The sequence below is a fragment of the Streptomyces sp. NPDC048295 genome, assembly GCF_040652135.1.
Taxonomy (GTDB): domain Bacteria; phylum Actinomycetota; class Actinomycetes; order Streptomycetales; family Streptomycetaceae; genus Streptomyces.
The window spans coordinates 415,503-428,774 of the sequence record NZ_JBEZLL010000002.1 but is presented as its reverse complement, the minus strand read 5'-3'; the positions used below and the strand labels follow the sequence as shown (position 1 = coordinate 428,774).

Here is a 13,272-nt window from a genome sequence, read left to right as displayed (position 1 = left end):
CGGCCGAGAGGGAGATGATCAGGGCATGAGTGGTGATCACTCCGTTGACCGGGCGACCGAGATATTCGTCGCCCATCGCAATCTGCTCCTCACTGTCGCGTACGAGATGCTCGGCTCGGCGGCCGATGCCGAGGACGTCCTGCAGGAGACCTGGTTGCGGTGGCTCGGGGTCGACCTGGACCAGGTACGCGACCAGCGCGCGTACCTGGTCCGGATCACGACCCGGCAGGCGCTCAACCGGCTGCGCACGATGTCTCAGCGCAAGGAGTCGTACGTGGGCCCGTGGCTGCCGGAGCCGCTGCTGACCGCGCCGGACGTGGCCCAGGACGTCGAGCTCGCCGAGAGTGTGTCGATGGCGGTAATGCTGGTCCTGGAGACGCTGTCGCCGACCGAGCGGGCCGTTTTCGTGCTGCGCGAGGTCTTCGACGTCGGCTACGACGAGATCGCGGTGGCGGTCGACAAGACCCCGGCGGCTGTCCGCCAGATTGCGCACCGGGCTCGCAGGCACGTCGATGCCCGACGCCCGCGCAAGGTGGTCTCCCAGAGCCAGACCCGGGCGGCTCTGGAGTCGTTCTTGCAGGCACTGGAGAGCGGGGACCTGCAGGGCCTGTTCGACGTGCTCGCGCCCGAGGTCGTCTACATGGGCGACGGCGGCGGTGTGAAGCACGCTGCGCTGCGGCCGATCGTCGGCGCCGACAAGGTGGCCCGCCTGTTGGTCGGCGGCCTCGGCAAGAACACGGTTCCGATCGCCTTCGGCCCCACCGTGGTCAACGGCAGCCCGGCGCTGGCCATCCACCTGGACGGTGAGCTGGACGCCATCATGGCGACCCGTGCAGAGGCCGGCCGCATCACCGGTCTCTACGTCGTCCGCAACCCTGAAAAGCTGTCCCGCATCGCATCCGAGACCCCGCTCACCCTGCGATGAACTGCCGGTGGCGGATCAGCCACTTGGGGATCAGGCACTGTTCCTGCCGCCTTCGCCGCCTGGGGCCGCCTCGACGCCACCCCTTGAATGGCTGAGTGCCGACGCCCATGCACCAAGGGGGCACGGGCGCAGCCTAGTTGCACGCAAAGGACCGTCGGTCCGTTCTGCCTCTACAGAAAGATCATTCTTATGGAATCCCTTCGCTACACGTTCCTCGTCTTCCACCTTTTCGGATTCGCCGCTCTCCTGGGCGGCATTTTCTACCAGCTGCGGGGCAAAGACCCGGTGACTGGCAGTTACATGGTGACCAGCACGGTCGTCCAGTTGGCCACAGGCGCCGGGCTGATCTGGACCCGCATATCCCTGGACCTGCCTGTGCCTCACGCCAAGATGGGCGTGAAACTGGCCCTGGACCTCCTGGTCGCGGTGATAGCGCTGGCAGGCATGCGCAACAAGCAACCCTGGACCTTCTACGCCGTCGCGACGTTCACCGCGGCCGCAGCCGTCGTGGCCGTCGTGTGGAAATAGTTGAAACCGGGCCCAGGCAGGTCGATCCAGGCAGCGCGTCCCGGGCGCGGGCGGCGCAGCCGCTCCTCGCGCACGGCCTCCCGCAACCGCACGCCGGCCTGAGGGGGACGAGATTGCTAGGCGTCGTTGATCGTGTAGTCGGTGTTCGGATTCCCCTGCTGTGGAGAGGGAGCGGGTGTCATGGTGCGTGGTCGCGTCCGTCCCGTGGGGCGAAGGCGGCGAGGGCATCGGCGTCGGTCGCGCGAGCGCGCAGGAAGTAGTCGGCCCACTCGGTGATGTCGGGGTAGGACGAGTCCTGGCTGAGCTGGGTGGCTGCGGCCTGGAGGTCGAAGTGCGTGGTGCGGAGTTCGATGCCCGGTCCCAGGAGGGCCCAGTGCGCTCCGGTTCGCCCATAGGGCATGCCGATGCTGCCGGGGTTGATCACGAGTCGGCCGTGAGCGAGGCGGACGAACGGCATGTGGGTGTGGCCGCAGACCACGGTGCGGATGTCGGTATCGAGTCCGTTGAAGACTTCCTTCCAGCGGTCGAGGCGGGAGTCGACCAGGACGACTTCCTCGTCGTCGCGAGGGGTGGCATGGCAGAACAGCACCTTTCCCAGCCCGTTCACGGACAGGGAGAGTGATCGTGGCAGCGAGCTGAGAAGGTCGAGATGGTCCTCACGGAGCTGTGCGGCCGCCCAGGGGGCGATCGGATCGGGGATCGTGTCGCGTTGCCCCCGACGGTATTCAAGGAGTTCGCGGTCGGCGTTGCCGCTGATCCAGATGACGCGGTCGCCGAGGCTGGTCAGTAGGTCGAGAACTTGGGTCGGTTGCGGACCGGCGGTGATGTCGCCGGTGAGCACAATGTGGTCGGCCGTGCTGACGTCAGGTTCGGCGAGCACTGCCTCCAGGGCCGGCAAGACTCCGTGAATGTCGGACAGGACGGCTACTCGGTTCAGCATGGTCACCACTGTGGGGTGAAGACAGCCGAGCGGGGCGATCTTTCGCCCGGCGCGTAGTTCAAGGGGGCCGTTCAGCGTGTGTGATCGCCCGGAGCGTAGTGCTTCCGGGGGGATCCGGCGTCGGTAGCGATGCGGGTGGTGCTCTTGTCGTGGTAGCCCAGTGCCTGGGCGATGACGGGCGCCAGGGCCTGGAGGACGAACTGGCGGATGGTCGAGGTGCGGCCCTTTTCAGCCGGGACGCCGAGCTCCCGAAGCGCGTCGCGCAGGGTGCCGGGGTTCATCGGCCGACTCGGGCTGCGGCCCGGGAAGAGCCAGGGCGAGTTCTGGTCGATGGCAGGGGTGTTGGCGGGCAGGGCCTGGGGGTAGTCGAGCAGGAGGGCGGCCACCGGTTCGTGCGGCACCACGTCAACATGCTCGGCCGGTACTCCTTCCAGCTCCCCCAACTGCCCGACGGCCTGCATCCCCTGCGCGATCTGAGCGCCGCCGACGAAACGTGATCAGGGGCGAGCAGTCGTCCTCCGTCCTCCCCGGGCCAGGCGGATCCGTATCTTGGGCGCGAAGATTGCTCACATGTTCGGGGGTCGGGTGCGCATCGCAGATCACGCCACGTGGGACCGGGACTTTTCGGTGAAGTATCTCCTGGTTCAGGAGGACGAAAACGGAGTGGAACAGCTCTGGGGGAGGTGCGCGGGTGTCGAAGGATTCTTCGTCGACCCGGTCCCGTCGCCACGGGATGTCCTCACTCTCCGCGGATGCCGCCCCGACGGTCTCCTCAGCAAGGTCCTGGTTGAGCCCGATGTCTCGCCACGGGGTCTGGGTGATGTGTGCGTCGAGGTCTGGGACGACGAGAAGCCCGTGCAGTGGTGGACTCTCGTCGATGCAGTCGTGGTGGCCCACCAGCCCCACTCGGCTGACCCGGAACGGTACGACATCGCGCTCGGCGCCGGCGTCAGGAACGAGGAGAGCCTCTTCGAACTGCCTGCGACGCCGCGCTTCGAGCTCTTCGCGGGAACGACGGTTGCTGCGGCAAGTGCAGGCCGGTGCTCTGGCGTGGACGGCCTGTTCAAGGCGCGAGTGGCCCCAGCCCCCGTTCCGATGGAGCTGATCGGCTGCCAGCCCGAGGAGCCCCTGCTTGCGGCGCTGCGGCGACCCCGTCGGTCGGAGCGGGACTGGGCCTACCTCCTGGTTCTGGATCGTCATGGTGCCGTGATGGCCTCCCGCTCCGTGGGCCTGGCCATCACCGGAGCGCGACCATCCGTGCTCGGCGGCGCTCTCGTCGACATCACCCTCACCGATGGTGGCGACGATCGGCCATTGCCGGCAGCCCGCCCGATCTGGGCGGAGTGGTACCGCCCCAAGGCCCCAGTTTCGACTCCGGCAGGATCCGCCCGTGTCCGGCATCTCTCCCCAGGCAACAGTCCGGTTCCCGGGGAGAGATGCCGAGGTCCCGTCCACTCCTCGTCGTCCTCGTCGAGCCCGGCTATATCCAGGTCGTGCAAGGGCCACAGGCCGCCGCGCCGGCCGGGACGGAGGCGATGAAGCCGGCCACCTTCCGGACGGTCGCGGCCTTCCTGTCCTGCCTCACTCAATCCAGTTGTTGTCTCAACGAACCGAGTCGCTCGGGCTTCTGCCTCAGCGAAGTCAGTACCGCGTCCGGCGGTGTCCTGAGTCAGAGATCCTTCGGCGGTACGCTGCGACTTCATGGAAGATCTCGTCCGAACATGCCAGTTCAACCGTGTTCGTCTCGGCTGCCCTGCCGACGGGTGCGGGCGAGTGGGTGCCCGACGGCAGGGAACTGGTCTGTCGGACGCAGTTGCCTCCGTCTCGTCGCAGGCCGGGTCTGCCGGGCCCGACCGTGTCCTGCTCAGCCGGGCTGTACGACGGTGGTGATCTTCCCGGTCCCGAGGTCGTAGGCATAGCCGCCGATCTTGATGTTGCCGATGGCCGAAGCCAGCTGGGGTGCCGAGCGCAGCCTGGTGATGTCTTTCTGGACCGTCTTGGACGGCTCCAGGACTGCCATTTCCAAGGAGGTTTGTTCGTCCCAGCCGCCGCGGGCGGCATAGCCGGCGCGCAGATCGTCGTCTGCGAGCAGGCCCGAGCCGCAGTCGGTGTGGTGGATGACGGCGATCTCGAACCAGTCCGCGTCGGGGGTCTTGTTCTCGTGCAGGTGCACGATCCAGGCGAGGTCATTGATGACCGCGGGCGTCACGCGGCCGCCGACGTTGCGTGCGACGATCGCTTCTCCGAGTCGGGCGCCCAGTACAGCCGCAGGCTCCACGCGCGGGTCGATGCAGATGATCAGGTACAGCTGCTTGAAGGGGATGAACGGGACCTGGGGGACGTCGGCCTGGGCGCCGGAGGCTGCGAAAGCCCGGTTGCGCTCGAGGTACGGGGTGAAGTTCGACATGGCTGGTTCCTTCAGGAGGCGGTGGCAGCCTGGGGGTGTGGGACCGGCACCGCGTGCGCGGCATCAATGTCCGGCCTGTTCGGCCATGAACCGCAGGCGGGCGGCAGCAAGCCGTCCTAGGCGCCACCATCGCCCACGAGGGGCTCACTCGCCAGGCGGGCTCGCCCGGCAGGGTCGAGAGCGTCGCCGCCATGGCCTCAGGGAACTGCGGAACTCCCTCGTCCCGCGTCAGCTGGAAGGCAGCAAGCAGCGCGCCACTACTTTGCGGCTGGGGTCAGAGACAGGACTCCGGGGCCCAATTGCAGTGACCAGCCAACCGACCCCCACCGCTCCTTGCGGCGGGGGTCGGTTGGCACGAGTTCTGAACCCGACCTCCTATTCGGTGCGCAGGGCCGTGGCGGTTCGGGTCCTGGCGGCCCAGCCGGCGGGCAGGAGTGCGCCCAGAGTGGCGATGAGCAGGCCGCCGAGTGTGAGCGGGAGCAGTTCGGCGCCGTGGTAGACGGCGATGACGGAATCGGGCAGCCGCAGTCCCACGCTGTCGCCCATCGCGGGCAGGACCCAGCCGTGAAGGGCCACGCCCAGCGGCACACCCAGGGCGCCCGCGACCAGGCCGGTCACGACGACCGAGGTGAGGACCATCGCGACGGTCTGCCGTGGGGTCATGCCGAGCGCCTTGTGGACACCGATCTCCCGCACCCGCTCGCGGGTATCGAGCAGCACGCCGTTGAGCACTCCGAGCGCGGCGACGGCGACGAGCATCAGCGTGAGCATCGCGGACAGCGCGTTGAGCGTGACGACCATGTCGCCGCCGGCGGCGAGCCCGCCGGCCTGAGCGGTGGCCCCCAGCGGTGCCAGGTCCTTGTTCAGCGCGGTGACGTAGGCGGAGACCTCGGTGCCTGACGTGACCGCGATGTGATGGCTCGTATCTGTCAGGTCGGGATGTGCGGCGGTGAGGGTCGAGGCGTCGGTGAAGACCTGCATGCCGGAATTGCGGGGGTCGAGGACTTCGCCGACGACCCGGACCGTGACCGGCTCGGCCAGGCCGTTCAGGGTGATGCTGTCGCCGATGCCGGTGCCGGTGGCGGTCAGGAAGGGGGTAGGGACCACGGCCTCGCCGGGCCCGTCGATCCAGCGGCCCGCGACCATCGTGTAGCCGCCCCACGAGGCGTCGCCGGTGAAGGCGACCACGTCGACGGTGCCGGTCAGGCCGGACACGGTCGAGCGCACCGTCGAGGCGCGGTAGTACTTGCCGGTTCCGGCGGCGGACTCGACGGTCTCTGCGACCGCGGCGGGGTCGGCCTTGGGCTGCTTCTTGCCGCCAGGGGGGTGGGGTCCGAAGTCCGGCATGGGCGCGGGCACGGTGACATCTGCGACGTCGTGGGCCTTGGCGTCCATCACCTTGCCGAGCGTGGCGCCCATCCCCACGGTGAACGTGACAGCGATGGCGCCGAACAGGATCGCAGTGCCCATGGCGAGCGCACGGGCGGGCCGCGCGAAGGGCCGGGCCAGGCCCAGCGCCACCGGCCGCGGCAGCGGCAGCCGTCCGGCCAGGCGGGCCGCCCACCGGCCGCGCCCCGCCGAAGCGGTACGCCCGACGGCGAGCGCATCGACCGTACGCAGTCGCCCGGCCCGCCATGCACTCGCCCACGCGGTGGCCGTCACCAGGCCGAGCACCCCGGCGATCACCGCCAGGTCGACCCAGGGAGCGATGGCCAGGGACGAGGAGCCGTAGACCTCCCCGGTCTCGGCCATCACAGGGACGGCGAGCAGGTGGCCGGCGACGACGCCGAGGGCCGTGCCGACGCCGGCCGGGATCAGTGCCTGGCCGATGTAGGCGCGTACGACCTGGGCCGGGGTGAAGCCGACGGCCTTGAGGATCCCGATGCGGCGCGTTGCCGTGCCCACGGCTGACGCGACGACGTTGCCGACGATGAGCACTGACATGACAAGGCCCAGGGCGCCGAACGCGATGAGGAACGGGACGTAGAGGGCGGTGTCGCGCTCGGCGTCCTTCTTGACGGTGAGCCAGGACTGTCTGCCGACGGCCGTTCCCGGCTCCAGGGGCCGCGTCACGGCTTTGGCGCCCGCGGTGATCTGCGCGGCGGTGCCCGCGTTCGTGAAGCGGTAGAGCATCTGGTAGCCGCCGCTGCCGGGCGCGGTGAGCGCCGGCATCTGGGCCGGAACCACCCAGGCGTCGGCGGTCCGCGTGACCGAGCGGGCGACACCGACGACCGTGAGGGTCGGTTCGTCGGGCAGATGGGTGAAGGTGACCTTCCTGCCCAGGGTCGGGATGAGCGAGGAGTCGGCGGACAGCACGATCTCGCCGGAACGGGTGGGCCACCGGCCGTCGACCAGCGCCACCTCGTCCACGTCCCGTCCGGGATCGGAACGGCCGGCCACGGTCATCGGCCAGCCGGGGCCCGCCTCGTTCGCCCGCGGGGTGACGGTCGTCGTGCGGAACGGTCCGGCCGCACCGCTCACCTCCGCGGTGTCCTTGGACTTCGACAGCTGTCCGGCACTCACCCTGCCCGCGTCGAAATCGACGGACAGATGCGCGCCACGCTGCTGGGCGAAGGCGTCGTCGAAGGGTGCGCTGGAGACCACCAGCAGCGATCCGCCCAGGACGGAGGCGGCCACCGCCATCATCGTGGCGAGCCCGATCACCAGCGTCTGCACCCGGCGTCGTCCCACCCCCGAGCGCACCACTTTGGCGAGCGCGCTCAACGGACGGCCTCCGTGGCGACCGCCTGCGACGGGACGTCCTCGGTGATCCGGCCGTCGGCGATCTTGACCGTACGCCGCGTGCAGGACCGGGCGAGGGACAGGTCGTGGGTGACCACGACGATGGTCTGGCCGTCGGCGTTGAGGTCCGTGAGCAGCCTGCTGACGTCCTGTCCGGCGGCCGTGTCCAGGGCGCCGGTCGGCTCGTCGGCCAGCAGCAGTGGCGGCCGGTTCATCAGCGCCCGGGCCACCGCGACGCGCTGCCGCTCGCCGCCGGACAGCCGCCCCGGATACGCGCGGGCGTGCCGGTCGATACCGAGGTTCTCCAGGAGCTCCACCGCCCGCCGACTTGCCTCGGCACGTGCCATGCCCGCAAGGCGTGCCGGCAGAACGACATTGTCGGCGACGGTCAGATCGTCGAGCAGGTTGAAGAACTGGAAGACCATGCCGGTCCTCGAGCGCCGGTAGAGGGCGGAGCCGGACTCGCCCAGCTTGTCCACGCGCACCCCGTCCACGGTGACGGTTCCCGTGTCCGGCCGGTCCAGGCCCGCGATCAGATTGAGCAGCGTGGACTTGCCGCTGCCGGAAGGGCCGAGGATCGCGACGGCCTCGCCGCGCTGCACGGTCAGCGACGCCTCGTGCAGGGCGGGCGGGCCGTCGTCGTATCGGCGGCTCACCCCGCGCAGTTCGATCACCGGCATGGTCATGGAAGGGCTCCTTGCGTGCGGTCAGTGGGCTGTGGGTGCTGTGAGAACGCTAGGAGCGGGCCCGGCCCGCGCGCGTCGCCCGCCCGGACCCCTTGCGTTACCGCGCTGGGATGAGCACCGGAAATGTCATCCCTGCGATGTAGGCGGGCGATGTATCCGGTCCCGTGGGAACGACCTCCGAGTCGGACTCCACAGGCCCGGGCGGCAGTGACAATGAGCCGGTGATGAACGTACGTACGACGCTGGTGCGGCTGCGCAGAGCCGCCCGCGAGGCGGTCCGCGATGCGCGGATTCCGAGCGGCCCACCACTACGGCCCACCCGGCGCGCCTGGCAGTTCGACGTGCTGGTGGCACTGGCACTCGGAATCGCCACCGTCCACTACGGCATCGACAACGTCGGCAACGTCGTGCTGCGGGAGGTCGCACCCGGTGTGGAGGTGGCCGTCCCTCGCCCGTCCGGCCCCGGCGGCCTGGCCTTCATGGTGACCCTCGCGGCCGTCGCCTCCGGTGCTCTGGCGCTGCGCCGCCGCTACCCGCTCGCCGTGCTGTGCGTGGTGACGGCCGCGACGCTGGCGACACCGCACAGCGTGATGCGGCTGACCTTCTACGCGTTCGTCATCGCCGTATACAGTGCCGCCGTCTACAGCCCATACCGGACGGCCACCCTGGCTGCGCTGCCGGTGTCGGTCCTCCTGGTCGGCACCTCGGGGAACTCGGTGACACCGATCGTCCCCAACGAATACATCGCCCTGCTGATCCTGGTCCCGATGGCCGGGGCCGCCATCGGCCTGCGTACCTGGAAACTCCGTACCGACGAAGGCCGCACCCGGCTCTCCGCCCTGGAGCGCGAGCAGGCCGAGGTCCTGCGCCGGGCCGTCGAGCGTGAGCGGGCCAGGATCGCCCGCGAACTGCACGACGTCGTCACGCACAACGTCAGCGTGATGGTCATCCAGGCGGGCGCCGCCCGCAAGATCATGGAAACCTCCCCCGAGCTGGCCGGCGAGGCACTGCTGGCCGTAGAGGCGGGTGGCCGGGCAGCCATGACCGAACTGCGCCACGTCATGGGCCTGCTCACCATGGACGACCGGGACGAGGGCACGGACACGGACTCGGGGGCCGAGCTGGCCCCGCAGCCCGGCCTTGACCAGCTTGAGGTGCTCATCGGACGGGTACGGGACACCGGACTGCGCGTCGACCTGACCGTGACAGGACCGCCCCGTCCCCTTCCCCCCGGCCTCGAACTCGCCGCCTACCGCGTGGTCCAGGAGGGCCTGACCAACACCGTGAAGCACGCGTCGGGTGCCACCGCCGCCGTCACCGTCGACTACGGCCCGCATCGACTCCGGGTGGAAGTCACCGATACCGGCGGACACCCGGGCGCGGGCCCCGGAAGCGGCCGGGGCCTGATCGGCCTGCGCGAGCGTCTCGCCGTCTACGACGGAACCCTGAACACCGGCCGACGACTCACCGGCGGCTACCGTGTGGAAGCCCTGATCCCCTTGGAGATCCCGTGACCGAGCCGCTGCGTGTGCTCCTTGCCGACGACCAGACCCTGGTCCGCACCGGATTCCGGATGATCCTCGGTGCCGACGGCATCGATGTCGTCGCCGAGGCGACCAACGGCCTCGAAGCGGTCGAAGCGGCCAACCGCACCCGCCCCGACGTGGTTCTGATGGATATCCGGATGCCCGCGATGGACGGCCTGGAGGCCACCCGCCGCATCCTCAACGGCACTGCCGGCGAACCGCGCGTGATCATCCTGACCACCTTCGACCTCGACCGGTACGTCTATGCGGCGCTTTCCGCCGGGGCCAGCGGCTTCCTCCTCAAGGACGTCACCCCCGAGCAGCTGACCGCGGCCGTCCGTACAGCCCGTACCGGCGACGCTCTCCTCGCGCCCGCCATCACCCGCCGTCTCGTGCAGCGGTTCACCCGGCGCGGCAGCGACACCGCCGCCCTCCACCGCGACCTCGCCCCCCTCACTCCACGTGAACTGGAGGTCCTCGGCCTGCTGGCCCGAGGACTGAGCAACGCCGAACTCGCGGCCCGCCTCCATCTCGCCGAGGCGACCGTCAAGACGCACGTCGCCCGCATCCTCGGCAAGCTCGGACTCCGCGACCGTGTCCAGGCCGTCATCGTCGCCTACGAGACAGGACTGGTCGGTGTCGGCGAACGCGAGGCCGCCGAGCAGTCCACCGAGCAGGCGTAGGCCGAAGCCGAGACTTGGGATCGGCAGCCGGAACCCACGCCTTCCCGGCCGTCCCGCCCGGATCACCTGTCCGCGCTCTTGAACGAGGTCGCGGTCCCTGCCGCTGCCCGAGACGCCGCCATCCGCCAACAACTCCTCGTCGTCGGGGCGTGGGGCGAGTACCCAGTGCCCCCAGCGTTTGCGGGTGGGCGTCCGCGCTGATGCCGAACGGCTTGCCGATCTGCGCCAAGGAGGTGCCCGCGGCGCGCGCCTCGAGGACGCACACGCGCACCAGGTCCTGCGCGCGGGACTCAATGCCCGCGGCCGCCAGGGCGAATCCCGCCCGCACTGCCCGTGAAGCAGCCCCCTGGTGCAGCCCCAAGTCCCTACAGCAACGTACTTACGATGCCCGGGATCACGCCGCAACACAGATCGGACGGTTCGTACTCGCCGCGCCCGCTGACGTCCTCGCCGACGCAACCACCGCGCTCCTCGTCCCTGCGTCACCGCTCAGGATCGCGTTGAACATGCGGTGGGAGAGTTTCTTCTGACGGCGCAGCTTCATGGACGGTCGGGCGAGCGATCTTGAGTTGCGCAGGTCGCTTTCGCTGCACCCACAGGCCCACGAGGGCGGTGGCCACGGTGAATCCCAGCGCCAGCACGGCGTCCTCGCGTGCGTCCGGCAGGGAGATCATTACCGCGTACAGCGCGACGAGCGCGATCAGGGTCGCCCAGGTGAGCCAGGGGAACAGCCAGACCGCGGTGCCGGACGCGGGGCGGCGCCCTTCGGTGCGGTCGCGGCGGCCGAGTACGAGATGGGACGCGGCGATACCGATCCAGGTGATGTAGACGGTGTCGCCGGTGATGTTCACGAGCCGGCTGAAGGCCGTGGTCGGGTGGAAGACCTGGAGCAGCAGGCAGAGTACTGCGACGGCGACGGTGAGCAGGATCGCTGTGTAGGGCACGCAACGACGGGAGACGCGGGCCAGAAAGGCCGGCGCGTCCTGGTCCCGGGCGAGCGCGAAGAGCATCCTGGAGCTGGCGTAGAGCTGGGAGTTCATCGTGGACAGGAGCGCCGCGAAGAGCACGATGTTCAGGACGGTGGACGCGCCGTCCAGGCCGAGATGGCTGAGAGTGGCGGCGAACGGGCTTTCACCGACAGCGGTGCTGTTCCAGGGCAGGAGCAGGACGATCACGGCCAGCGAGCCGAGGTAGAAGACGGTGACCCGGACCAGGATTGTGCGGGTGCTCTTGCGGATGGCGGCCGCGGCGTCCTGCGCCTCGCCCGCGGCGATGGTCACGATCTCGGTGCCGGAGAAGGAGAACATGGCGCCCGAGGTGGCGATGACGACACCGCTGAGCCCCATGGGGAGGAAGCCCCCGTGGTCCACGAGGTTCCCGGCGCCGGGTGCGGGAGTGCCCGGCAACAGGCCGGCGACCGCGACGATGCCGACCGCGATGAACGAGGCGATCACCGCGACCTTGATCCATACGACCCAGAACTCCATCTCGCCGTATGCGCGTACGGAGGTGAGGTTGACTGCGCTCACCAGCGCCACCATGGCCAGGGCGGTGAGCCAGACGGGCAGGGTCGGCAGCCAGCCGTGCACGATCTGCGCGAGCGCGATGGCCTCGACGCAGAGCCCGAGGGGCCAGCCGACCCAGTAGAGCCAGCCGCTCGCGAAACCGGCCCAGCGGCCGAAGGCCAGCCGGCCGTACACGGCGAAGGCGCCGGTGTCCGGCCGGGGCATGGACATCTCGGCCAGCATGCGCATGATCAGGATGACGATGGCGGCCGTGACGGCGTAGGCGATCAGGATGCCCGGGCCCGCCTGCTGGATGCTGACGCCCGAGCCGACGAAGAGTCCCGCGCCGACCGCACCACCGATGCTGATCATGGTGATGTGGCGGCTGCGCAGGCTCTGCGCCAGTGCCGCTCCGCCGCCGCCCGCGGGGGCGTCGGCCGGTGAGGTGTCCCGGCTCGCCTCGCCGCTCCCGTCCATGTGCCGCGTTGCTGTCTTGTTCCCCTTCTTCACGACCGGACTCCCGCTTGCGCCTCGGGACGCGCCTGCTCAAGGAGCGCGCGGAACAGCGGCAGTCGAAGTTCCGGGCTGGGGACGAACGCCTCGGGATGCCACTGGACTCCGAGGGTCCATGCGCCGGCATGGGGGGACTCGGGTCCGGCCGAGGACTCCACGGCTTCGACGCATCCGTCGTCGGCCCGGGCCGAGACCCGCAGCCCTTCGCCGACGCGGTCGACGGCCTGGTGGTGACCGGACGATACGGGTATCCGGTCGCGCCCGAACACCTGGGCCACCGCGCTGCCGGCCGAGAGCGCAACCTCGTGGACGGTCCACTCCTCGCCGTTCTCCGGGTCGTGCGCCACGGAGGCCTTCGGCAGGTCGAGGTGGAGCGTGCCGCCCCGGACGATGTTCAGCAGTTGCATGCCACGGCAGATACCGAGGAGCGGCAGCCGGTTCTCGAGGGCGTACCGGACGACGGCCGTGTCGAGCCGGTCCTGCGCGGGATTGACGTCGTACAGCGCGGGGTGCTGCGGGTCGGCCCCGTACAGGGCCGGGTCGACGTCCCCGCCGCCCGGCACCACGAAGCCGCAGCAGTCGGCGAGCCGCTCGTCGAGCGGGCTTCCGTCGGAGGAAGGCCACAGCAGGACGGGCTCGGCGCCGGCGGCCCGGATCAGCGCCACGACGTCGTCGAAGATGCGATTCGCCTCAAGGACGCGCTGGTCGGCGCCGGGCGCGTCCGCGTCACTGAGGCGCACGGGTATCCCGATGAGGGGTGCCGGTGCCGTGGGCTCAGTCGTGCTCATAGGCTCTCCTGTTGATCGCAAATTGCGGT

The 13,272-nt window shown here is 69.9% G+C and carries 11 protein-coding genes; 4 read left to right on the top strand and 7 right to left on the bottom strand.

All coding sequences use genetic code 11. The features are described from left to right. The first annotated feature begins 25 nt into the window (after positions 1-25). On the top strand, positions 26-925 hold the full coding sequence (locus AB0D53_RS04265) for an RNA polymerase sigma-70 factor (protein ID WP_362439833.1): 900 nt from the start codon (positions 26-28) through the stop codon (positions 923-925). 189 nt (positions 926-1,114) lie between these two features. After that, the gene (locus AB0D53_RS04260) at positions 1,115-1,453 is read left to right on the top strand and encodes a hypothetical protein (RefSeq protein ID WP_362439830.1); all 339 of its coding nucleotides are present in this window, start codon (positions 1,115-1,117) and stop codon (positions 1,451-1,453) included. A gap of 178 nt (positions 1,454-1,631) precedes the next feature. Here AB0D53_RS04260 and AB0D53_RS04255 read toward each other — a convergent pair whose 3' ends face one another. The 5 genes from AB0D53_RS04255 to AB0D53_RS04235 form a co-directional block, all read right to left on the bottom strand. Continuing rightward, positions 1,632-2,393 (bottom strand): metallophosphoesterase family protein, encoded by a 762-nt coding sequence (locus AB0D53_RS04255; RefSeq protein ID WP_362439827.1) that lies wholly within the window; start codon positions 2,391-2,393, stop codon positions 1,632-1,634. A 71-nt stretch (positions 2,394-2,464) separates the two neighbouring features. Further along, positions 2,465-2,797 carry a hypothetical protein gene (locus tag AB0D53_RS04250; RefSeq protein WP_362439824.1) on the bottom strand — a complete coding sequence of 111 codons (333 nt, stop codon included), beginning with the start codon at positions 2,795-2,797 and terminating at the stop codon, positions 2,465-2,467. Positions 2,798-4,257: 1,460 nt separating this feature from the next. Then, positions 4,258-4,800 (bottom strand): carbonic anhydrase, encoded by a 543-nt coding sequence (locus tag AB0D53_RS04245; RefSeq protein ID WP_362439821.1) that lies wholly within the window; start codon positions 4,798-4,800, stop codon positions 4,258-4,260. Positions 4,801-5,175: 375 nt separating this feature from the next. Further along, positions 5,176-7,524: an FtsX-like permease family protein gene (locus tag AB0D53_RS04240; RefSeq protein WP_362439817.1), complete on the bottom strand. Its 2,349-nt coding sequence runs from the start codon at positions 7,522-7,524 to the stop codon at positions 5,176-5,178. Continuing rightward, positions 7,521-8,228: an ABC transporter ATP-binding protein gene (locus tag AB0D53_RS04235; RefSeq protein WP_362439814.1), complete on the bottom strand. Its 708-nt coding sequence runs from the start codon at positions 8,226-8,228 to the stop codon at positions 7,521-7,523. Before AB0D53_RS04235 ends, AB0D53_RS04240 begins: the two co-directional genes overlap by 4 nt. A 224-nt stretch (positions 8,229-8,452) precedes the next feature. Between AB0D53_RS04235 and AB0D53_RS04230 the strand changes: the two genes are divergently transcribed. After that, a complete protein-coding gene (locus AB0D53_RS04230; RefSeq protein WP_362439811.1) occupies positions 8,453-9,742 on the top strand; it encodes a histidine kinase in 1,290 nt (429 codons plus the stop codon). Further along, complete coding sequence (locus tag AB0D53_RS04225) at positions 9,739-10,437, top strand: response regulator transcription factor (RefSeq protein WP_362439808.1); 699 nt, start codon at positions 9,739-9,741, stop codon at positions 10,435-10,437. Before AB0D53_RS04230 ends, AB0D53_RS04225 begins: the two co-directional genes overlap by 4 nt. 482 nt (positions 10,438-10,919) lie before the next feature. On the opposite strand, the gene AB0D53_RS04220 is transcribed toward AB0D53_RS04225, so the two are convergent. Together AB0D53_RS04220 and AB0D53_RS04215 are read right to left on the bottom strand one after the other, a co-directional pair. Further along, positions 10,920-12,452 (bottom strand): amino acid permease, encoded by a 1,533-nt coding sequence (locus AB0D53_RS04220; RefSeq protein ID WP_362439805.1) that lies wholly within the window; start codon positions 12,450-12,452, stop codon positions 10,920-10,922. Beyond that, complete coding sequence (locus tag AB0D53_RS04215) at positions 12,449-13,243, bottom strand: gamma-glutamyl-gamma-aminobutyrate hydrolase family protein (protein ID WP_362439802.1); 795 nt, start codon at positions 13,241-13,243, stop codon at positions 12,449-12,451. Before AB0D53_RS04215 ends, AB0D53_RS04220 begins: the two co-directional genes overlap by 4 nt. Between the last annotated feature and the right edge of the window lie 29 nt (positions 13,244-13,272).

Bases quoted from the DNA above. Each gene is read 5' to 3' on its own strand.
- AB0D53_RS04260 (WP_362439830.1), top strand. From the start codon at position 1,115: ATGGAATCCCTTCGCTACACGTTCCTCGTCTTCCACCTTTTCGGATTC.
- AB0D53_RS04265 (WP_362439833.1), top strand. From the start codon at position 26: ATGAGTGGTGATCACTCCGTTGACCGGGCGACCGAGATATTCGTCGCC.
- AB0D53_RS04255 (WP_362439827.1), bottom strand. From the start codon at position 2,393: ATGCTGAACCGAGTAGCCGTCCTGTCCGACATTCACGGAGTCTTGCCG.
- AB0D53_RS04235 (WP_362439814.1), bottom strand. From the start codon at position 8,228: ATGACCATGCCGGTGATCGAACTGCGCGGGGTGAGCCGCCGATACGAC.
- AB0D53_RS04230 (WP_362439811.1), top strand. From the start codon at position 8,453: ATGAACGTACGTACGACGCTGGTGCGGCTGCGCAGAGCCGCCCGCGAG.
- AB0D53_RS04245 (WP_362439821.1), bottom strand. From the start codon at position 4,800: ATGTCGAACTTCACCCCGTACCTCGAGCGCAACCGGGCTTTCGCAGCC.
- AB0D53_RS04215 (WP_362439802.1), bottom strand. From the start codon at position 13,243: ATGAGCACGACTGAGCCCACGGCACCGGCACCCCTCATCGGGATACCC.